Below are 19,621 nucleotides of genomic sequence, written 5' to 3' on the forward strand. Positions count from 1 at the left end.
CGCCACTCATGCAAAGAGGGCTTGGAAACGCGGGTTAAGCCGTGTATGCCGCGCCTCAAATCGCAACCCCTAGATTATGCGCATGTTGGGGGCCCATATCGGGCTTACCTGCAAGCGCCTGCAACCCGAGGTTTGATATGGCCGTCCAACAGAACCGCGTAACCCGCTCTCGTCGTAACATGCGCCGGTCGCATGATGCATTGGTCGCGGGCAACCCGAACGAATGCTCAAACTGTGGCGAACTGAAGCGCCCGCACCATGTGTGCCCGTCTTGTGGCCACTACAATGACCGCGAAGTCATTGCTGCCGCTTCGGCCGTGGACCTGGACGACGACGCCGCATAAGTCCGGTGTTCATGCCCAGTCAGTTGACCCATGTCTGAAGCCCTGCGCGGTAACCTTGGTGTTGGTGCGAACATGACCACCATATCAGTGGATGCCATGGGCGGGGATCATGGGCCAGAAGCTGTGGTTGGCGGCTGTGCCATTTCGGCGCGTCGCAACCCTGACATTGCGTTTTTGCTGCATGGCGATCAGTCGGTTTTGACGCCGCTTGTTGCCCGCGAAAGCGTGTTGTCAGGGCGTGTGCATGTGGTGCACAGCCCCGGCGTTGTCAGTATGGACGACAAGCCCGCCCAGATCATGCGGCGCGGGCGTGACACATCGATGTGGTCCGCCATATCCGCCTTGCGCGACGGTCAGGCGCAGGCGGCTGTATCCTGTGGCAATACCGGCGCATTGATGGCCGTGTCCATGCTGCGGCTACGCAAGTTGCCCGGCGTGCACCGTCCCGCGATTGCCTGTCTGTGGCCATCACGCGGCGCGCATGGCTATAATACCATGCTGGATGTGGGCGCGGATGTGCGCGCCGATGAAGAATCCCTTTTGCATTACGCCCTGATGGGATCGGCCTATTTTCGCAACGCGTTTGACGTGGCCTGCCCGCGTGTGGGCCTGCTGAATGTCGGCACCGAAGACCACAAGGGCCGTGCCGAAATCAAGGAAGCCGCGCGCCTGATTGCCGACGCGGCAGAGGTGGGGCGCTATACCTTCGTGGGGTTTGTCGAAGGCAATGACATTCCCTCAGCGCATGTCGATGTGATTGTGACCGATGGGTTCACAGGCAATGTGGCCCTGAAAACCGGCGAAGGCACTGCAAAGCTGATGGGCGATGTGCTGCGCGCCGAACTGGAACACAGCATATTCTCCAAACTGGGCGCATTATTCGCCCTGCGCCCGCTGCAGCGCATGAAAAAACGGCTGGACCCGCGGCTGGCAAATGGCGGTGTTTTCCTTGGGCTAAACGGCACTGTTGTAAAATCGCACGGGTCCGCCGACGCGACCGGCGTATCCTCTGCCATAAAACTGGCCTTCACATTAGCGCAATCCGGCTTTCAGGATCGCATGGCAGAGCGTATATCTGCTGTATCCGACGCGCTGCAGGAACGGGTGCTCAAGGCAGCCGCAGACCCCGCCACAGCGCCCCTTGCGACACCGGACAGACCTTCAGACGGGACAGAGCAGGCATGAACGTAACCAGAGCGGTGATTCGAAGCACAGGTCATTATTTGCCCGCGCGTGTGGTTCCAAATGCGGAATTCGCCAAGACACTGGACACCAGCGACGACTGGATTGTGTCGCGTTCAGGGATTGAGCGGCGCCATTTCGCAGCCGAGGACGAGTTCACCTCTGATCTGGCGATAAAGGCCGCGCGCGTGGCGCTTGACAATGCCGGGCTGGACGCCGCCGATATTGACGCGATCATCGTCGCCACCTCCACGCCCGATTTCACCTTTCCAGCCGTGGCCACACAGGTTCAGGCGGGGCTGGGCATGCGCAAGGGCTTTGCCTTCGATATTCAGGCGGTCTGCGCGGGGTTTGTGTTTGCACTGGCCAATGCAACGGGTCTGATCCTGGCCGGTCAGGCGAAACGGGTGCTGGTCATCGGGGCGGAAACCTTCTCGCGGATCATGGACTGGACAGATCGCGGAACCTGCGTGTTGTTTGGTGATGGTGCGGGCGCGGTCATTCTGGAAGCGCAAACTGGCACGGGCGCGAACACGGATCGCGGGGTTCTGGCATCTGACCTGAACTCGGACGGGCAATACCGCGACCTTCTGTATGTTGACGGCGGCGTGTCGCGCACGGGCACATCTGGCGTGTTGCGCATGCAAGGGCGCGAAGTGTTCCGCCACGCGGTCGAAAAGCTGGCGGCAACAGCCAAGACAGCCTTGGACAGCGCTGGATTGCACGCCGCTGACGTTGACTGGGTTGTGCCCCATCAGGCCAATCTGCGCATTATCCGGGGCACAGCGCAAAAACTGGGCCTGTCGATGGACAAGGTGGTGGTTACCGTTCAGGACCATGGCAACACATCGGCGGCATCCATCCCGCTGGCCTTGTCCGTCGCCAATGCCGAAGGGCGCTTCAAACCCGGTGACCTGATTGTGACCGAAGCCATTGGCGGCGGCCTAAGCTGGGGCGCGGTCATTCTGCGGTGGTAAACTGCGCCCGGCGCGCGGTTTAATGCTTGCACGCAACCCCCTGATATTGACTCGGAAAACTCTTTCCCGCATCCTGCAGGTTGAAACGCGGGGAAAAGACATGTCAAACAAAACGCTTACAAGAATGGACCTGACCGAGGCAGTCTTTCGCGAAGTTGGTCTGTCACGAAATGAATCATCCGCTTTGGTGGATTCGGTGCTGCAGCATATCTCGGATGCGCTGGTGGGTGGCGAACAGGTCAAGATTTCGTCCTTTGGCACATTTTCCCTGCGCGACAAGAATGCACGACTGGGGCGCAACCCGAAAACCGGCGAAGAAGTGCCCATCTCGCCACGGCGGGTTCTGACCTTCCGCCCGTCCCATATCATGAAAGAACGCGTGATCGACGGAAACCGCAATTAAGGTAAGGTGTGCCCCATGCGCAAGGCCCCCGAGGCGTTTCGCACCATCAGCGAAACCGCAGAGGCACTGGATACGCCCGCCCATGTTCTGCGCTTTTGGGAAAGCAAGTTCACGCAGGTAAAGCCCGTCAAGCGTGCTGGTGGGCGGCGCTATTACCGGCGCGCTGATATTGACCTTCTGGCAGGTATCAAGGAACTGCTGCACGAACAGGGCATGACGATTCGCGGCGTGCAGAAACTGCTTCAGGAAAAGGGCGCGCGACATGTGGCGGCACTTGCGCCAGTGCGTGACGCCCTTCTGGACGATGACGCGCCCGCGCAATCGCGCGCTGAAACCCAGCCCGATACGCCCGCCCCGCCCACTGTCGCCACGGATACACCTGAAACTGCGGCACATCATGAAACGGCCGCGGATACACCCGCAAAACAGCCGCTAGCGCCGCTGGCCCCTGCTGCCCCGCCTGCGCAGCAGACACCGCGCGCTGCCAAATCGGACACGCCCAAACGCACGCATATACGGCTGGCCCATGATATTCGACGCCATGCCGGACCAGCAGTCCCGGACCGGGCGCGCGCCGCGCTGCTTCTGGCACGGCTGGACGCGCTATTTCAACGCATGGCTGCAGCCGCGCAACACGACCAGCACGACACATAATGTGCCGCACTTCATTTCAGTGATGAAAGCTGCGGATTTTCTGAATTCGCGCTTGCCCTCGCCGATGAATCGGGTAGAAAGCGCGCAGATGTCGGGCTATAGCGCAGTCTGGTAGCGCGTCCGTCTGGGGGACGGAAGGTCGCAGGTTCAAGTCCTGCTAGCCCGACCATTACTCACCGACATCTTGTTTTCTGGACGCACTGCGCCAATCGGCTGCAGGGTGGACAGGCGTAATAACCCGGACTAGAGCATGTCAGGTGCAGTCGCATTCACAAGACATGTTCTAACGTATTGATTGCGCATGTTCGAGAAGCTCAAAACCGGTTCCCACTTTTGAGCAACATGCTATAGAAGCACAAAACACTTTTCGGGGGCACGCATGACAAAACGCGGCGTTTTACCAGCGCAGGATCTGCACGCCATGATCGCATGTGGCGAAATTTCGTCACCAACACCAGTTGAAGACGCCCAGATTCAGCCCGCAAGCCTTGACCTGCGCTTGGGGGCGCGGGCATGGCGGGTGCGCGCCTCTTTTCTGGCGGGCAAGGGAAACCGCGTGTCCGACCGCCTGCAACTGTTTGAAATGCACCAGATGGACCTAAGCGGTGGCGCTGTTCTGGAAAAGGGCTGCGTCTATGTTGTGCCGCTGATGGAATCGCTTGCATTGCCAGGCGGCATTCAGGCTGTGGCCAATGCCAAAAGTTCCACAGGCAGGCTGGATTTGCTGACGCGCGTTATCACCGATGACGGCACCGAATTCGACCGCGTGCCCGAAGGGTATCATGGCCCCCTTTACGCTGAAATCTGCCCAAGGTCGTTTTCCGTGCTGGTGCGCCCCGGCATGCGCCTGAACCAGATCCGGTTTCGCGCGGGCCATGCTGTGCTGGATGATGACGAACTGACAGCGCTGCATGCCGCACAAACACTGGTGCCCGGCACCCCGGTCATTTCACAGGGCCTTGGCTTTTCGGTGGACCTGCGCCCGTCCAGCGGAACGCTGGTGGGCTACCGCGCCAAACCCCATACCGGCGTCATCGATCTGGACAGGATCGGGGCCTATGACGCGTGCGATTTCTGGGAAGAACTGCACAGCGAGTGCGGGCGCATCATTCTGGACCCTGGCGCATTCTATATTCTGGTCAGCCGCGAGGCAGTGCATATTCCGCCAGATTACGCTGCTGAAATGGCCCCGTTTCTTGCCATGGTGGGCGAATTCCGGGTGCATTATGCGGGCTTCTTCGACCCCGGTTTCGGCCATCACGCAGCTGGCGGCGCAGGGTCGCGCGGGGTGCTGGAAGTGCGCTGTCATGAAGCGCCTTTCGTGCTGGAACATGGCCAGATCGTGGGACGGCTGGTCTATGAGCATATGCGCACGCGGCCTACGCGGCTGTATGGGGCCGATATGGCGTCAAATTATCAGGGTCAGGGCCTGAAACTGGCCAAGCATTTCAAGACGGCACGCTGATGTTGCTGGACCCTGCCTTTGTGATAACGGCCTTTGTCACGCTGTTTGTGGTGATTGACCCCATTGGAACCGCGCCGCTGTTTCTGGCCCTGACGCAAGGCATGGATGCGGCGCGGCGGCGCGTCATCGCGCTGCGCGCCTGTCTGATTTCCGTGATCCTTCTGGCGTTATTTGGACTAGCGGGAGAGGATTTCTTGCGCGCCATCGGAATTTCGATGCCCGCCTTCCAGATTGCAGGTGGTATTTTGCTGTTTCTGACCGCGCTGGATATGCTGTTTGACCGCCGCGCCCGCCGCCGCGCCGACCACGCCGACGAAGGCGATGGCGAAACAGTTGATGATCCGTCGGTTTTCCCGCTGGCCATGCCCTTGATTGCAGGTCCCGGCGCGATGGCAACAATGGTGCTGCTGATCAATGATGCGGGCCGCGGCATCGAAGGGATTGCCCTGATCACAGGCGTGATGCTTGCTGTCATTGGTCTGGTTTTGCTGGCATTTCTGGCCGCTGGCCCCATTGAAAAGCTTTTGCGCCGCACGGGAACCATGGTCATGACGCGGTTGTTCGGGCTGCTTCTGGCCGCGTTGTCGGTTCAATTTGTCATGAACGGCGCAGCCGCTATCGGGCTATTGCCTGTGGTTCAGTCGGGTCTGTAGCGCCGTGCGTCTATGGAACAAGGCCAGACAGCGCCTGCGCGCCATCTGGCCTTGTTGATTTTGTCCACGCCAGCTTATTCTGCGGCGTTGGGCTTCATTTGTGGCAATTCGGGCTGCGTGTCAGTGTCCTTTTGGGCATCTGGCTTGCGCGGCTTGCGTGTGTTGCGGCGTGGTTTTGGCGCGTCTTCGGCGCTGGCAGGGGCCGCCGCTTCCGGCGCTGGGGCCGGTTTCGGGGTGCGCTTGCGACGCACCGGCTTCTTTGGCGCATCGTTTTCGGCATTTTGTGGGGCAGCGTCTGCAGTATGTGACACAGGCGGTTCAGCCGGGGCCGGGCGGGTGTCGGGTTTCACTGGCGCTGCGATATGCTTTGCTTCGGGCGTTTCAACAAGCGTGCTGTCATCGACATCACCTTGATCCTGCACGGAAAAGGAATCTGACCGTGGCGAAACTGCTGCGGCTGTGCCAGAATCAGCTTGCGCCGAATGCCCGTGTTGCTGTTGCGTAGTCTCGCCCTGCTCGGCGCGGTCATCACCAGAGCGGCGCTGATGGCGGTTGCGATCATCATTTTGGTGACGGTTGCGGTCTTCTTGCTGCTGGCGGCGCGCTTCGGCTTCGGCCTGCATTTCGCGTTGCGCCTGTGCCAACATGCGGGTGTAATGTTCCGCATGTTGTTGAAAATTCTCTGCGGCGACGCGGTCGTTGGACAATTGCGCATCGCGTGCAAGAACCTGATATTTCTCAATTATCTGTTGTGGCGTGCCACGCACTTTGCCTTCCGGTCCGGAACTGTCAAAGACACGGTTGACAATGTTGCCCAATGATTTAGGGCGGTTCGACTTCGAACGCGAGCGTTGTTTGGTTGATCTCATACTGTAAAAATTCCGGCCCTATGTGGCGTGGCGTGCAAACCAGTTGCGGAGCAATTCGGCAAGCGAGTTATCCGGTAGGCTGCAAGGGAAACCAAGCGAAGCGCCTTAAAAGCGCCGCGTCCTGTAGGGTTTGTGTGCCATGGCTGTGGATACAAGACAAGGGTTTTATAGCGTAAATACGCAGAATTTGCGGGGTATTGCCGAAAACACACATAAAACCCGGCACAACTGCACCGCAACAGCGCTGCGGGGTGCTATGGGGTGTGTTGTCCGGCAATAACGCGGTCATGCCCGGACATGTCCTGCACCAGTGAAATGGACGCAAACCCCGCTGCGGCGAACAGGGCCTGCACGGCCTGCCCTTGCGCGGCACCGATTTCAACCACCAGCCAGCCACCGGGCCGCAAATAGTCCCGCGCCCGCGCACAGATCACGCGGTAGGCCCCCAGCCCGGTGCCGTCATCCCCATCGGGAACCAGCGCCATGCGCGGTTCCCAATCGCGCAGTTCCGCTGATAACGCGCCCAGTTCCCTGACACTGATATAGGGCGGGTTTGACACGATAAGGTCGAACTGCCCCGACACATCCGCAAACCAGTCGCAGCACTGCCATTGAACCCTGTCCTGAACCCCAAGCGCGCGCGCGTTCTGCCCCGCCACGCGCAACGCCGCCGCCGACAGGTCCACGCCAACGCCCCGCGCGTGTTGGCGTTCGGCCAGCAATGTCAGCACAATCGCGCCCGACCCGGTGCCAAGGTCCAGCACAGTGTCAAACTGGCGGTCCAGCGCGGTCTGTATCAGTGTTTCGGTTTCGGGGCGCGGGTCCAGCACATCGGGCGTGACACAAAACCGCCGGCCCCAGAAATCGCGCGCGCCCAATATCTGGGCGACGGGCTGGTGGCGCAGGCGCGCGGTGATCATGCCTGCAAACCGCTGCGCCTGCGCGTCTGTCACGGGGTCAGGCAGTGCAAGGATCAGGCGTGCGGCGTCAATATTCAGGGCATGCGCCAGCAACCAGCGCGCATCGCGCGGCGCGCCGTCAATGCCGGCTGCGCGCAATTGCGCCACGCCAGCCGCCAGCAGCTGCGCCGCCGTGGTCATGCTTCCATCTCGGCCAGACGGGCGGCCTGATCGGCGGTGACCAGCGCGTCGATAATGTCATCCAGATCGCCTTGCATGATCTGGTCCAGCTTATACAGCGTCAGATTGATGCGGTGGTCAGTCATACGCCCTTGCGGGAAATTATAGGTTCGGATGCGTTCGGACCTGTCGCCTGACCCCACCTGCGCCTTGCGCGCGCTGGCGCGGTCATCGGCGGCGCGCTGGCGTTCCATGTCGAACAGTTTTGCACGCAACACCTGCATGGCAATCGCGCGGTTCTGATGCTGGGATTTTTCGGAACTGGTCACCACAATGCCGGTGGGAATATGGGTCAGGCGCACGGCGGAATCGGTTGTGTTGACATGCTGCCCCCCTGCGCCCGACGCGCGCATTGTATCAATGCGAATGTCCTGGGCGGGAATGTCGATATCGACTTCCTCGGCCTCGGGCAGGACAGCGACAGTTGCCGCAGATGTGTGAATGCGCCCGCCGGATTCGGTGACGGGCACCCGCTGCACGCGGTGCACACCGGATTCGAACTTCATGCGCGCAAACACCCCCTCGCCTGCGATGCGCATGACCGCGTCGCGCAAACCGCCCAGTTCGGTTTCATTATAGCTGACCATCTGCACCTGCCAGCCGCGGGTTTCGGCATAGCGTTGATACATGCGCAACAGGTCCGCGGCAAACAGGCTGGCTTCCTCGCCGCCGGTGCCGGGGCGCAGTTCAACCAGCGCCGGGCGCGCATCGGCGGAATCCTTGGGCAGCAGCGCCAGCCTAAGCGCCTGTTCCAGATCGGGCAGCGTGGTTTCCAGCCGTTGCAGTTCTTCTTGCGCGAGGGTGCGCATTTCTGGGTCATCTTGCAAGGCCAGCGCTTCAACGCGGTCAGCGACCGCCTGCTGATAGGCCGCGATCTGGTCCACCACGGGCTTCAGTTCGGCATATTCGCGCGACAGCGCTGCCATGTCCTGCGCGGCCACACCTTCCATAAGGCGGGCTTCCAAAAAGCCGAAGCGGCGGGTGATCTGGTCAAGCGTATCGGATTGAAACATGTGCAAGCATGTGGCGCGGCGAATGGAAATGGTCAAGCCCCTGCCGCAGTCGTGAAGGTATCATATGCAGCAGTTGCACTGGACCTGATGCGCCAGTCCCTGTAAACTCGCGCAATCAAAAATCCGAGGGTTTTTTCCATATGGGCGATTTCGCCAATCACCTTGACACCGCGTTCTGGGTTAGTGTTGGGGCAATTTTCGTGCTTCTGGTCATTTCCGGGCTGTTTTCGGGGTCTGAAACCGCGCTTACCGCGTCAAGCCGTGGCAAGTTGAAGGCACAGGCCGACAAAGGGTCGGGCGCGGCAAAACGCGCGCTGGAACTGACCAAGGACAGCGAGCGCCTGATCGGGGCAGTTTTGCTGGGCAACAATCTGGTCAATATTCTGGCCGCATCGCTGGCGACGGCATTGTTTACGCGGCTGTTTGGCGATGGGGGCGTGGCGCTGGCCACATTGGTCATGACACTTCTGGTTCTGATCTTTGCAGAAGTGCTGCCAAAAACCTATGCGATTTCAAACCCAGAAACCGCCGCAACACGCATTGCGCCGGTTCTGACATGGGTGGTGGCCATCTTTTCGCCCGTGGTGGCAGTGGTGCGGTTTGTCGTGCGCCGGGTTCTGGCGCTGTTCGGGGTCACCATTGACCCTGACAGCAATATCCTGTCGGTGCATGAAGAAATCGCGGGAACGCTGGCTTTGGGCCATTCAAGCGGGTCGGTTGAGAAGGAACACCGCGACAGGTTGCTGGGCGCACTGGATCTGTCGGAACGCACAGTTGAAGAAATCATGCGCCACCGCAGCCAGATTGAAACTGTGAATGCCGATGCCCGCGTGGAAGACCTGATTGCGACTTCCGTAAATTCGGCCCATTCGCGCCTGCCGGTCTACCGTGATGATCCCGAAAACATTGTGGGTATTCTGTATGCCCGCGATCTGGTGCGCGACATGCACCGTCAGGTCTCTGATGCGGGCGGGGATTATGGCGCGATTGCGCGACTGGACATTTCGGGCCTGATCCGCCCGCCCTATTTTGTGCCCGAAACCACGCCGCTGGACGAGCAGATGCAGGAATTCTTGCGTCTGCGCAAGCATTTCGCGCTGGTGGTTGATGAATATGGCGCCTTGCGCGGATTGATCACGCTTGAAGACATCCTTGAAGAAATCGTGGGCGAGATCGAGGATGAATATGACGTCGCCCACGCCCCCGAGATTGAACACGGCCCCAGTGGCGAAGTTCTGGTGGATGGCGCAATGACCATACGCGACCTGAACCGCGCCACGGACTGGACGCTGCCCGATGATGAAGCCGTGACCATCGCGGGCCTTGTCATCCACGAATCGCAAACCATCCCGGAAGCGGGGCAAACCTTCTTCTTCCATGGCTGCCGGATCAAGATTCTGGAACGCGAAGGCAACCGCATCACGCGCCTTAGCCTGCTGAACACAGCCGAGGAAATGACCGCAGACACCTGATATGCGCCGCAGCACCGCCCGCCATGGGGGCGGCGGGCGGGCGGGTGCAAGGTCAGGCGGCCTTGCCGCTGGTCAGCGACAAGAACACATCTTCCAGATCGGGTTCTTCGCTGGTCACATCCGTGACCACACCGCCCGATTGCGCGATCGCCGCCAGCAACTGCCCCGCACTAACCTGCGAGCGGCGATAGGTCAGCGCGATCTGCCCGTCGCGGCGGGTTTCCTGCGTGACATTGACGGGCAAGGTCAATTCGGGCAGCGGGTTTTCCAGCCGCAACACAAGCGTCTTGGCATCCAGCCGCCCCAGCAATGTCGATGTGCGGTCACGCACCACAACCTCGCCATGGTTGATAATGGCGATTTCATCGCACATCGCTTCGGCTTCTTCCAGATAATGGGTGGTCAGAATGATCGTCATGCCCTGATCGTTCAGCTTGCGCACATTGGTCCACAGCATCTGGCGCAATTCGATATCCACCCCTGCGGTGGGTTCGTCCAGCACCAGAACCTGTGGGCCATGCACCAGCGCCTTGCCCAACAGCAGACGCCGCCGCATGCCCCCTGACAGCGTGCGCGCATAGGCTTCAGCCTTGTCTGTCAACCCGATCAGTTCCAGTATCTCATCTGTGCGCCGCGCGGATTTGGGCACACCATACAGCCCTGCCTGCACCTCCAATGCGCCGCGCGGGGTGAAAAACGGGTCAATGTTCAGTTCCTGCGGCATGACCCCGATGGCCGCGCGCGACTGGCGCGGGTTCACATCCTGATCGAAGCCCCAGATCTGCACCTGCCCGGCCGTTTTGTTAACCAGACCCGCCAATATATTGATCATGGTGGATTTTCCGGCCCCGTTTGGCCCCAGCAACCCGAAAATACTGCCCGACGGAATGGCCAGATCGACCCCTTTCAACGCTTCTTTTCCATCGGCATAGGTCTTGCGCAGTTTCGTCACTTCAATCGCGTTCTTCGTCATAGGGGCTGCCCATCCTCATAGCATGTTTGCCCGGAACATAAGCACATCTGCGAAAATTGAAAGGCGGCAGCCTTTCTTGACCCACCCTGCCCCCATCACTAGGCTGACCCCGAATACCAAAGCCGGAAGGAAACATCATGCAAGATTTGCTGACATCATTTCACGGGCGCATCGGGCGGGGCAGATGGTGGCTGGGGGCCTTGATCCTGATTGCCTTCAGTATTGTCTATGCCATCCTCGTGGGATTTTTGTTTGGGGACAGTGTGATCACCGGCATTCTTACCTTGGTGCTGTCCTTCGCGCTGGTATATCCGGCGGCAGCGCTGGCCACCAAGCGGCTGGCGGACCGCAACACGCCGGCCATGCCCCGGCTGGTGCTGTTCTTTGGGCCGGGCATTTTGTTTACCTTGATCGACACGTTTCGCATCGGCTATCGCCCCTTGCCGGAAATGGGGGGAATGGGCCAGACAGGTGCCATGATGCCGGGCACATTCGGTATGACGCTTGGGTTTCTTTCGCTTGTCGCAAGCCTTTGGGCGCTGGTAGAACTGGGCATTCTTAAGGGGGATGCGGAAGAAAACAGCTTCGGTCCCCCGCCTGCGTGACCCGCACAGACCGAACGCCCCTTGCCTGCACCACAGGATCAAGTATGTTTGCGCACAGGTAGCAAGAAGGTCACCAAGATGAAGTCCACCCTGTCCCATGATGCCCCGGAAACCGAAATCGTCAACGCCATGCGCGTGTGCTGCGATGGGGGCGAAGGTGCGCTGGGGCACCCGCGCGTGTGGCTGTCTGTGGCGCAAGACACCGGCCTTGTGGAATGCCCCTATTGCGACAAACGCTTCATCCACCGCGATTTCGCGGAAAACCAGACGTCCTGATCCCGCAGACAAGACCACGAAACGGAGGGCCAGCCATGAGCGACAGCGAAACGGGCTTCGGCAAAGGCTGCCATCTGCACCTGATCGACGGGTCGGCCTATATTTTCCGCGCCTATCATGCGCTGCCGCCCCTGACGCGCAAATCCGACGGGTTGCCCGTCGGGGCCGTGGCGGGGTTTTGCAACATGCTGTGGCGCTATCTGGGCGAGAATGGCAACAGTTCCGACGCGCCCACCCACGCGGCGGTGATCTTCGACCATTCCTCCAAAACCTTCCGCAATGACATTTATGACCTGTACAAGGCCAACCGCCCGGAACTGCCCGAAGATTTGCGCCCGCAATTCCCGCTGACCCGCGACGCCACGCGCGCCTTCAACCTGTCCTGCATCGAGGTGCAGGATTATGAAGCCGATGACATCATCGCCACACTGGCCCGTCAGGCGCGCGAAGCAGGCGGGCGCGTGACGATCATTTCATCTGACAAGGACCTGATGCAACTGGTCGGCAACGGTGTCGAAATGCTGGATGCGATGAAAAACAAACGCATCGGCACCGACGAAGTCATCGAAAAATTCGGCGTCGCCCCCGACCGCGTGGTGGATGTGCAGGCCCTGGCCGGGGATTCGGTGGACAATATTCCCGGCGCACCCGGCATCGGGGTGAAAACCGCCGCGCTGTTGATAAATGAATATGGTGATCTCGACACCCTGCTGGCCCGCGCGGGCGACATCAAGCAACCCAAACGCCGCCAGACCCTGATCGACCATGCCGACCAGATCCGCATGTCACGCAAACTGGTCACGCTTGATGAAAACACCCCGCTGGATTTCTCGCTAAGTGATCTGGAAGTGCGCGACCCCGACCCGGCCACGCTGGTGGATTTCCTGAACCAGATGGAATTTCGCACGCTGACGCGCCGTGTGGCCGATAAATTCGGCACCGAACCGCCCGCCCTGCCCGAACCTGCCTCCGAAACTGCTGCGCCACAGGCCGACACACCTGACCTTAGCGCTGCACGATATGACTGCATCCGCGACATTGACACACTGGGCACATGGATCGACCGCATCCGCGAACGCGGCTATGTCGCGGTGGACACAGAAACCACATCACTGGACGAAATGCGCGCGCAACTGGTGGGCATTTCGCTATGCGTGGATGCAGGGCACGCGGCCTATATCCCGCTGGCGCATCGTGCGGGCGGCGATGACCTGTTTGGCGCCAGCGCGCTTCTGGACGGCCAGATCCCGCTAGCGCAAGCGCTGGATGCCCTTAAACCCGTGCTGGAAGATCCTGCCATCCTGAAAATCGGGCAGAATATGAAATATGACGCCAAGATATTTGCCAATCTTGGTATAGACGTGGCCCCGATTGATGACACGATGCTGTTGTCCTATGCGCTGCATGGCGGGCTGCACGGGCATGGCATGGATACCTTGTCGGACCGCTACCTGAACCACCAGCCCATTCCCATCAAATCGCTTCTGGGCGCGGGCAAATCGGCTGTCACATTCGATATGGTGGGCATTGACGACGCCACCCGCTACGCGGCTGAGGATGCTGATATTACCCTGCGCCTGTGGCAGATGTTCAAACCGCGCCTGCATGCTGCACAGGTGACGCGCGTCTATGAAACCCTTGACCGCCCGCTGGTGCCGGTTCTGGCGCGGATGGAACGCCACGGGATCAAGGTGGACCGCGATGTGCTGTCGCGCATGTCCAACGCATTCGCCCAGAAAATGGCCGCGCTCGAATCGGAAATCCACGACCTTGCAGGCGAAACCTTCAATGTCGGCTCGCCCAAACAACTGGGCGAAATCCTGTTTGACAAAATGTCCCTGCAAGGCGGCAAGAAAGGCAAGACCGGGGCCTATGCCACCGGCGCCGATGTGCTGGAAGATCTGGCAGCAGAAGGGCATGACCTGCCCGCGCGTGTGCTGGACTGGCGGCAATTGGCGAAACTGAAATCCACCTATACCGACGCGCTCCAAGACCACATCCACCCCGAAACCGGCCGCGTGCACACCTCCTATGTCATCACAGGGGCGGTGACGGGGCGGCTGTCATCGACCGACCCGAACCTGCAAAACATCCCCATCCGCTCCGAAGACGGGCGGCGCATCCGCACTGCTTTCGTGGCGGATCAGGGCAATAAACTGGTCGCGCTGGATTACAGCCAGATCGAATTGCGCATCCTTGCCCATATCGCTGGCATCGACAGCCTGAAAGCCGCCTTCCGCGACGGCCATGACATCCACGCCATGACAGCCTCGGAAATGTTCGGCGTGCCGCTGGACCAGATGACCCCCGATGTGCGCCGTCAGGCCAAGGCCATCAATTTCGGCGTAATCTACGGCATTTCCGGCTTCGGTCTGGCGCGCAATCTGCGCATTCCGCGCGCACAGGCACAGGCGTTTATCGACACCTATTTCGAACGCTTCCCCGGCATCCGCGCCTATATGGATGATACTGTCGAATTCGCCAAAAAACACGGCCGCGTGGAAACCCTGTTCGGGCGGCGTATCCATACACCGGAAATCAATACCAAAGGGCCGGGCGCAGGCTTTGCCAAACGCGCGGCCATCAATGCGCCCATTCAGGGCACTGCCGCCGACATCATCCGCCGCGCCATGATCCACCTGCCCGCAGCGCTGGCCCAGTTGCCTGCAAAAATGCTGCTGCAAGTGCATGACGAACTGGTGTTCGAAGTGCCCGAAAATGCCGTCGATGACACCATCGCCTGCGTTCGCACTGTCATGGAAGCGGCCGCAGAACCCATCGTCAAACTCGACATTCCCCTTGTGGTGGATGCAGGTGTCGGGGACAACTGGGCACAAGCACATTAGAGCATGCAGCATTCATTCGCATTCATGCTATATACTCTAACGAATTGATTTCGCAGCTTCGAGAAGCGCAAAACCGGTTCCCACTTTTGCGCAACCTGCTCTAATTACCGCCACACATCGCATAGCCGGCTCCCGTTGCTTTCATTCTGGCAAAAATATCCACCGGGGTTTCACAAGGGGGGCGTGCCCCCCTTGTGGCAGGGGGTTTGGGGGGCAGCCGCCCCCCAAGGCCGCCCCTGAAAACACGCTACGCCACGTTTTCCATTTCCGCGATGATGCCGTTGACCACATCGGCCAGCAATCCCTCATCCTCGCATTCGGCCATGACGCGCACCAACGGCTCGGTGCCGGATTTGCGGATCAGCAGCCGCCCGCAGCCCTGCAGCCGGGCTTTGCCTGCATCTATTGCGGCCTTCACCTGCTCGGAGGACAGAATATCCACCCCCGGCGCCGTGCGCAGGTTGCGCAGCATCTGGGGCACCGGGTCAAAACTGCGCGCCAGCAGCGATGCGGGTTTTTGGGTTTCCATCATCGCGGCCAGAAAATGCAGCGCAGCAATCAACCCGTCGCCTGTGGTGGCATAATCGGTCATCACAATATGTCCGGACTGCTCGCCGCCCAGATTCCAGCCGCCCGCGCGCATGCGTTCCACCACATGCCGGTCGCCCACCGCCGTGCGTTCCAGCCGCAACCCGTGGCCCTGCAAGAACCGCTCCAACCCCAGATTTGACATGACCGTTGCCACCAGAACGCCGCCCTGCAGCCGGTCCACCTGCGCCCAGCGATGGGCGAATAGCGCCATGATCTGGTCACCATCGGCGATTTGACCACGTTCATCAATGATGATCACGCGGTCCGCATCGCCATCCAGTGTAATGCCCAGATCGGCCCCTGTTTCCAGCACTTTGGCCGCGCAATGGCGCGGATGGGTCGACCCGCAGTCAAGGTTGATATTGGTGCCGTTGGGGTCCACCCCCACCTTGATGACATCTGCCCCCAATTCCCACAGCACCTGCGGGGCAACCTTGTAGGCCGCGCCATGGGCACAATCCAGCACCACTTTCATTCCCGCCAGCTGTGTGCCGCGCGGCAAGGTGGTCTTGGCATATTCGACATAGCGCCCGCCAGCATCTTCAATACGCTTCGCCCGCCCGATATTTGCGGGCTGCGCGGGTGTGATCGGCCCGCTCACAATGCGTTCGATTTCAGCCTCATCCGCATCCGACAGCTTGAAGCCGTCAGGGCCAAAGAACTTGATACCATTGTCCTGATGGGGGTTGTGGCTGGCAGAAATCATGATCCCCAGATCCGCGCGCATGGAGCGCGTCAAAAACCCCACTGCGGGCGTGGGCACGGGGCCAAGCAACAGCACATTCATTCCCGTCGAGGTCAGCCCCGCCGTCAGCGCCGTTTCGATCATATAGCCCGACAGGCGCGTGTCCTTGCCGATGACAACCCGGTGCCCGTTTGACCCGTCCCGCCGGAAATGGCGCCCTGCGGCAGCACCCAGTTTCAGGGCCATTTCCGCCGTCATGGGATGGCTGTTTGCCGTGCCGCGCACGCCATCCGTGCCAAACAATTTATCACTCATACCTGTTCCTTGCCATCCGTCATGTTCAATGCCTGCCACAGGGACAGGGCCTGGCGTGTCTGTTCAACATCATGCACGCGCAGAATTTGCGCGCCCGCGCTGGCCCCGGCCAGCGCCACGGCAAGCGACCCGGCCACGCGGTCAATCGCATCATGAACCCCGCTGATCTGCCCGATAAACCGCTTGCGCGATGCCCCAAGCAGAATAGCACAGCCTGTCATATGCAGCAGCGCCAGATCCCGCACCAAAGCAAGATTATGCTCAGTCGTTTTGCCAAACCCGATTCCGGGGTCAATGATGATGCGCTTGCGCGCGATGCCCGCATCCATTGCGCGCGCGATGGCCTGCACCAGCCAATCATGCACATCCATGCGCACATCATCATATTTCGGGTCATTTTGCATGGTCTGCGGGGTGCCTTGCGCATGCATCAGACAGATGGGAACCTGCGCCTGTGCCACCACCTGCGCCAGATCACGGTCCCATGTCAGGGCTGACACATCATTCACAAAACTCGCGCCCGCTTCCAGCGCGGCGCTGGCCACTGCCGCTTTGCGCGTATCAATCGAGATGGGTTGCGTCACGCCATCTTCGCGCAAGGCGCGGATCAGCGGTGCCGTGCGCGCGATTTCGTCCGCCACCGGAACGTCCTGGGCGCCCGGTCGGGTAGATTCGCCGCCGATATCCAGAATATCGGCGCCTTGCGCGATCAGGTTGCGCGCCTGTTCCAACGCGGTGCCGATGGTGCTGAAACGGCCCCCATCGGAAAAACTGTCAGGCGTTACATTCACAATGCCCATGATCCGCGGCCTGTCCAGCGCCAGACCGCATACAGGCGCGGGCGGCAGTGTCAGCGCATGATCTGCCACAGGGTCAAAGGCGCGGGGGATGCGTGATGCGCTGGCGCGCGTCAACACATCAATTCCCGCAATATGCAGGGCCTGTTGCCCGCGCAAGGCAGGCATGGAAGGGGCTGACTGCGCTGCAGGGCGCAGAACCGGGAAAATATAGCTTTTCATCCCGGCTATTTGCCCGTTTCAGTCCCTTAACACAAGATGGTGTGCACCATGTCAGGCGGGCAAGCGCGCTTGCGCGACATGGCTGCCGGGGGGGATGGCAAGCCCTTCGGGCACAAGCAGGCGGTCGGCGGCGACATGTTCGGCCAGCCAAAGCGCCAGCGCCACACCGTCACGCGGGCTGCAATCGGGGCTGTCGGTCGAATCAAGGATCAGTTTGGAGGGGGCCCAGACAATCATCTGGCCCTGTTTCATGGCCCAGTCAATTTCCGTGCGACTGGCCACAACCACACAGCGCCGGTCCAGCGCCGCCAACCGCCATGCGTTCTGTTCCAGCGCCAGAAGGTCAATCCGGCGCTGCACGGCACGCGGTGCCACAGATGGCGGGGTTTGCGGCGGCATACCCACACACAGGATCACGGGCACGCCGCCCGCCTGCAACCCGTCCAGACGCGCGCCCAGATCAGGCGCGGCAATCATGTCATTGTCGAGATACACCACCAACGGATGCACTGATTCTTCCTGCCCTGCCGCATCCAGCGCGCGCAGGGGCTGGGATGCGCGGTTGCGCACGATTTCCACCCCCAACGCGCCCGGCCCGCGGTCCAGCTTTTCGACACGGACAAAGGCGCGCATGGCCTGCGGTTCCAGCAAAATGCGGTCTGCAATGCGTTCAGCCAGGGTTTCCAGCAGGTTCATCCGTTCCGCAGCCAGTTCGGCGGCAATGGCCTCGGTGATCCGGTCATAGGACAGGATGCGATCCACGTCATCTTCCAGCGGTTCGGGGTTGGGGCGCAGTTCGACCACAATATTGAAGCGCACGCGCTGACGCAGGCCGCGTTCTGCCTGAAACGCGCCGATTTCCACCTCGACAATGTGATCGCGCAGGCTGATGCGGTCGCGCGGGTCAGCGGGGGCTGACGCTTCTGCGCGCGCTTCGGGATGGGCGAACGCCAGTCTTATGTCAGAACTCATGGGGGTATCCTTCCTCACCTGTGCCTGTCATACCGACTATGACGCAGGGTTCAACGCGTATTCGCGCCATCAGGCCGCGCATATGCGACAAGGTCCCTGCCCGTTTGCCGGATCAGCCCCGATAGAAAAGATGCGCACCAATTTGTGTCGTTTGCGTGAAACGGGCCGACCATGTCGGATTGACCGCCGTGGTATGGAAATACTGCGCGCCCCCGGTCAGCCCCCGATGCGCCCCGTTCGCCATGACATAAGCGATGCGGTTTGCAATATCGGCCGCGCGGCGGTTGGGCATGGTGTCGGGCTGGGCATCACAGGCAAAGCTGAACTGGCACCCGCCAATGCGCCCGGACTGAACGCCCTGATAGACAACGGCGCAAATGCTGCCGGGAAAATGGCTCGACTGCACGCGGTTCAAAACAACCTCGGCCACGGCGAACTGGCCTTTGAGCGATTCCCCGCGCGCTTCATGATAGATTGCGGTTGCAAGGCATTGCATCTGCTCATCCAGCGCGCCAATCTGCTGCCTGCGCAACCAGGACACCGAATATTGCACCACCCGGCGTTCAAGGGCCGCAGGGCGGGCAACCGGGCGCAAGGACGCCAAGGGCGCAAAAGGACTGGCCAGCGCCACAGGTGCCGCAACCGCGCCACTTGTCGACATATGTATGTCAAATTCCGTATCAGCCGCAGCGGCCACTTCGTCCATCCCTGCAATCGCAGGGGCAGTGGGGGTGTCTTCGTCAAAGGCGGGGACGCTGCGCATCTGGCCAATCATCGATGTCAGCGCCGCAAGGTCCACATCGCGCCCGGATTGCGGGGTCTGCGCAAGACCAAAACTGTCAATCGTCTGCCCCACAGGCGCCATATTGGCCAGTTGATAGGTGCCTGCCCCCAACACCACATTATTGCGAATGGCAGGATTGCTGCCTTGCAACGCGGCCATAACAAGCTTTGCGCGCATGTCATTGGTCAATGTGCCATCTTCAACACGCGACCCCATGCTGGGCAGCGCCACAAGAAGGGACATTCCCCATATCATGCACACTGCAGCCACCCGCCTGCCATGTTCGGGAAGCCGCCCTGCGCACGCCATGCCAGCCATGCCCGGTTCGCAGTCCCGCGCTTTTGTCGATTGGAAACCTGTAACCATATAAAAAACCGCGCCGGT

General features: G+C 60.6%; 19 protein-coding genes and 1 tRNA gene. 12 read left to right on the plus strand and 8 right to left on the minus strand.

Going from position 1 to position 19,621, the window contains the following annotated elements; all coding sequences use genetic code 11:
- Positions 1-137: 137 nt before the first annotated feature.
- From rpmF to ACTZWY_RS03370, 8 genes are all read left to right on the plus strand, one after another.
- Positions 138-344, plus strand: a complete 207-nt coding sequence (rpmF, locus tag ACTZWY_RS03335; RefSeq protein ID WP_444789263.1) for a 50S ribosomal protein L32 — start codon at positions 138-140, stop codon at positions 342-344.
- A 30-nt stretch (positions 345-374) separates the two neighbouring features.
- Entirely contained in the window at positions 375-1,529 is a 1,155-nt protein-coding gene (plsX, locus tag ACTZWY_RS03340; protein ID WP_444789264.1) for a phosphate acyltransferase PlsX, read from the plus strand.
- Positions 1,526-2,503 (plus strand): beta-ketoacyl-ACP synthase III, encoded by a 978-nt coding sequence (locus ACTZWY_RS03345; protein WP_444789265.1) that lies wholly within the window; start codon positions 1,526-1,528, stop codon positions 2,501-2,503. The genes plsX and ACTZWY_RS03345 overlap by 4 nt, the downstream gene beginning before the upstream one ends.
- Positions 2,504-2,603: 100 nt before the next feature.
- Complete coding sequence (gene ihfA, locus ACTZWY_RS03350) at positions 2,604-2,906, plus strand: integration host factor subunit alpha (RefSeq protein WP_444789266.1); 303 nt, start codon at positions 2,604-2,606, stop codon at positions 2,904-2,906.
- Positions 2,907-2,921: 15 nt separating this feature from the next.
- On the plus strand, positions 2,922-3,560 hold the full coding sequence (locus tag ACTZWY_RS03355) for a MerR family transcriptional regulator (protein WP_444789267.1): 639 nt from the start codon (positions 2,922-2,924) through the stop codon (positions 3,558-3,560).
- 92 nt (positions 3,561-3,652) lie between these two features.
- Positions 3,653-3,729, plus strand: a tRNA-Pro gene (locus tag ACTZWY_RS03360).
- Positions 3,730-3,939: 210 nt separating this feature from the next.
- Entirely contained in the window at positions 3,940-5,025 is a 1,086-nt protein-coding gene (locus ACTZWY_RS03365) for a 2'-deoxycytidine 5'-triphosphate deaminase (RefSeq protein WP_444789268.1), read from the plus strand.
- Positions 5,026-5,030: 5 nt separating this feature from the next.
- Positions 5,031-5,678, plus strand: a complete 648-nt coding sequence (locus ACTZWY_RS03370) for a MarC family protein (RefSeq protein ID WP_444789376.1) — start codon at positions 5,031-5,033, stop codon at positions 5,676-5,678.
- A 74-nt stretch (positions 5,679-5,752) separates the two neighbouring features.
- On the opposite strand, the gene ACTZWY_RS03375 is transcribed toward ACTZWY_RS03370, so the two are convergent.
- The 3 genes from ACTZWY_RS03375 to prfA form a co-directional block, all read right to left on the minus strand.
- The gene (locus tag ACTZWY_RS03375) at positions 5,753-6,547 is read right to left on the minus strand and encodes a DUF4167 domain-containing protein (RefSeq protein WP_444789269.1); all 795 of its coding nucleotides are present in this window, start codon (positions 6,545-6,547) and stop codon (positions 5,753-5,755) included.
- Between the two features lie 254 nt (positions 6,548-6,801).
- Positions 6,802-7,647 carry a peptide chain release factor N(5)-glutamine methyltransferase gene (gene prmC / locus ACTZWY_RS03380; protein WP_444789270.1) on the minus strand — a complete coding sequence of 282 codons (846 nt, stop codon included), beginning with the start codon at positions 7,645-7,647 and terminating at the stop codon, positions 6,802-6,804.
- Positions 7,644-8,699: a peptide chain release factor 1 gene (gene prfA / locus ACTZWY_RS03385; RefSeq protein ID WP_444789271.1), complete on the minus strand. Its 1,056-nt coding sequence runs from the start codon at positions 8,697-8,699 to the stop codon at positions 7,644-7,646. Before prfA ends, prmC begins: the two co-directional genes overlap by 4 nt.
- 140 nt (positions 8,700-8,839) lie before the next feature.
- Here prfA and ACTZWY_RS03390 point away from each other — a divergent pair, with 140 nt between their 5' ends.
- Positions 8,840-10,171 (plus strand): HlyC/CorC family transporter, encoded by a 1,332-nt coding sequence (locus ACTZWY_RS03390; RefSeq protein WP_444789272.1) that lies wholly within the window; start codon positions 8,840-8,842, stop codon positions 10,169-10,171.
- 52 nt (positions 10,172-10,223) lie between these two features.
- On the opposite strand, the gene ACTZWY_RS03395 is transcribed toward ACTZWY_RS03390, so the two are convergent.
- On the minus strand, positions 10,224-11,144 hold the full coding sequence (locus ACTZWY_RS03395) for an ABC transporter ATP-binding protein (protein WP_444789273.1): 921 nt from the start codon (positions 11,142-11,144) through the stop codon (positions 10,224-10,226).
- A gap of 137 nt (positions 11,145-11,281) precedes the next feature.
- Here ACTZWY_RS03395 and ACTZWY_RS03400 point away from each other — a divergent pair, with 137 nt between their 5' ends.
- The 3 genes from ACTZWY_RS03400 to polA all read left to right on the plus strand — a co-directional run bounded on the left by ACTZWY_RS03400 (position 11,282) and on the right by polA (position 14,871).
- Entirely contained in the window at positions 11,282-11,749 is a 468-nt protein-coding gene (locus ACTZWY_RS03400) for a DUF805 domain-containing protein (RefSeq protein WP_444789274.1), read from the plus strand.
- 90 nt (positions 11,750-11,839) lie between these two features.
- Positions 11,840-12,025, plus strand: a complete 186-nt coding sequence (locus ACTZWY_RS03405; RefSeq protein WP_444789377.1) for a zinc-finger domain-containing protein — start codon at positions 11,840-11,842, stop codon at positions 12,023-12,025.
- Positions 12,026-12,060: 35 nt separating this feature from the next.
- Positions 12,061-14,871: a DNA polymerase I gene (polA, locus tag ACTZWY_RS03410; protein WP_444789275.1), complete on the plus strand. Its 2,811-nt coding sequence runs from the start codon at positions 12,061-12,063 to the stop codon at positions 14,869-14,871.
- Between the two features lie 247 nt (positions 14,872-15,118).
- Here the strand turns inward: polA and glmM are convergent, their stop codons facing one another.
- The 4 genes from glmM to ACTZWY_RS03430 all read right to left on the minus strand — a co-directional run bounded on the left by glmM (position 15,119) and on the right by ACTZWY_RS03430 (position 19,480).
- Positions 15,119-16,462 carry a phosphoglucosamine mutase gene (gene glmM / locus ACTZWY_RS03415; protein WP_444789276.1) on the minus strand — a complete coding sequence of 448 codons (1,344 nt, stop codon included), beginning with the start codon at positions 16,460-16,462 and terminating at the stop codon, positions 15,119-15,121.
- A complete protein-coding gene (gene folP / locus ACTZWY_RS03420; RefSeq protein ID WP_444789277.1) occupies positions 16,459-17,481 on the minus strand; it encodes a dihydropteroate synthase in 1,023 nt (340 codons plus the stop codon). The genes glmM and folP overlap by 4 nt, the downstream gene beginning before the upstream one ends.
- Before the next feature lie 51 nt (positions 17,482-17,532).
- The gene (locus ACTZWY_RS03425; protein WP_444789278.1) at positions 17,533-18,453 is read right to left on the minus strand and encodes a dihydroneopterin aldolase; all 921 of its coding nucleotides are present in this window, start codon (positions 18,451-18,453) and stop codon (positions 17,533-17,535) included.
- Positions 18,454-18,565: 112 nt separating this feature from the next.
- Positions 18,566-19,480: a cell wall hydrolase gene (locus ACTZWY_RS03430; RefSeq protein ID WP_444789279.1), complete on the minus strand. Its 915-nt coding sequence runs from the start codon at positions 19,478-19,480 to the stop codon at positions 18,566-18,568.
- Positions 19,481-19,621 lie beyond the last annotated feature (141 nt).

Source organism: Roseinatronobacter sp. NSM, assembly GCF_052379845.1.
GTDB lineage: Bacteria > Pseudomonadota > Alphaproteobacteria > Rhodobacterales > Rhodobacteraceae > Roseinatronobacter.

Coding starts and splice junctions, on each gene's coding strand:
- rpmF (WP_444789263.1), top strand. CDS start 138: ATGGCCGTCCAACAGAACCGCGTAACCCGCTCTCGTCGTAACATGCGC.
- plsX (WP_444789264.1), top strand. CDS start 375: ATGTCTGAAGCCCTGCGCGGTAACCTTGGTGTTGGTGCGAACATGACC.
- ACTZWY_RS03345 (WP_444789265.1), top strand. CDS start 1,526: ATGAACGTAACCAGAGCGGTGATTCGAAGCACAGGTCATTATTTGCCC.
- ihfA (WP_444789266.1), top strand. CDS start 2,604: ATGTCAAACAAAACGCTTACAAGAATGGACCTGACCGAGGCAGTCTTT.
- ACTZWY_RS03355 (WP_444789267.1), top strand. CDS start 2,922: ATGCGCAAGGCCCCCGAGGCGTTTCGCACCATCAGCGAAACCGCAGAG.
- ACTZWY_RS03365 (WP_444789268.1), top strand. CDS start 3,940: ATGACAAAACGCGGCGTTTTACCAGCGCAGGATCTGCACGCCATGATC.
- ACTZWY_RS03375 (WP_444789269.1), bottom strand. CDS start 6,547: ATGAGATCAACCAAACAACGCTCGCGTTCGAAGTCGAACCGCCCTAAA.
- prmC (WP_444789270.1), bottom strand. CDS start 7,647: ATGACCACGGCGGCGCAGCTGCTGGCGGCTGGCGTGGCGCAATTGCGC.
- prfA (WP_444789271.1), bottom strand. CDS start 8,699: ATGTTTCAATCCGATACGCTTGACCAGATCACCCGCCGCTTCGGCTTT.
- ACTZWY_RS03390 (WP_444789272.1), top strand. CDS start 8,840: ATGGGCGATTTCGCCAATCACCTTGACACCGCGTTCTGGGTTAGTGTT.
- ACTZWY_RS03395 (WP_444789273.1), bottom strand. CDS start 11,144: ATGACGAAGAACGCGATTGAAGTGACGAAACTGCGCAAGACCTATGCC.
- ACTZWY_RS03400 (WP_444789274.1), top strand. CDS start 11,282: ATGCAAGATTTGCTGACATCATTTCACGGGCGCATCGGGCGGGGCAGA.
- polA (WP_444789275.1), top strand. CDS start 12,061: ATGAGCGACAGCGAAACGGGCTTCGGCAAAGGCTGCCATCTGCACCTG.
- glmM (WP_444789276.1), bottom strand. CDS start 16,462: ATGAGTGATAAATTGTTTGGCACGGATGGCGTGCGCGGCACGGCAAAC.
- folP (WP_444789277.1), bottom strand. CDS start 17,481: ATGAAAAGCTATATTTTCCCGGTTCTGCGCCCTGCAGCGCAGTCAGCC.
- ACTZWY_RS03425 (WP_444789278.1), bottom strand. CDS start 18,453: ATGAGTTCTGACATAAGACTGGCGTTCGCCCATCCCGAAGCGCGCGCA.
- ACTZWY_RS03430 (WP_444789279.1), bottom strand. CDS start 19,480: ATGTCCCTTCTTGTGGCGCTGCCCAGCATGGGGTCGCGTGTTGAAGAT.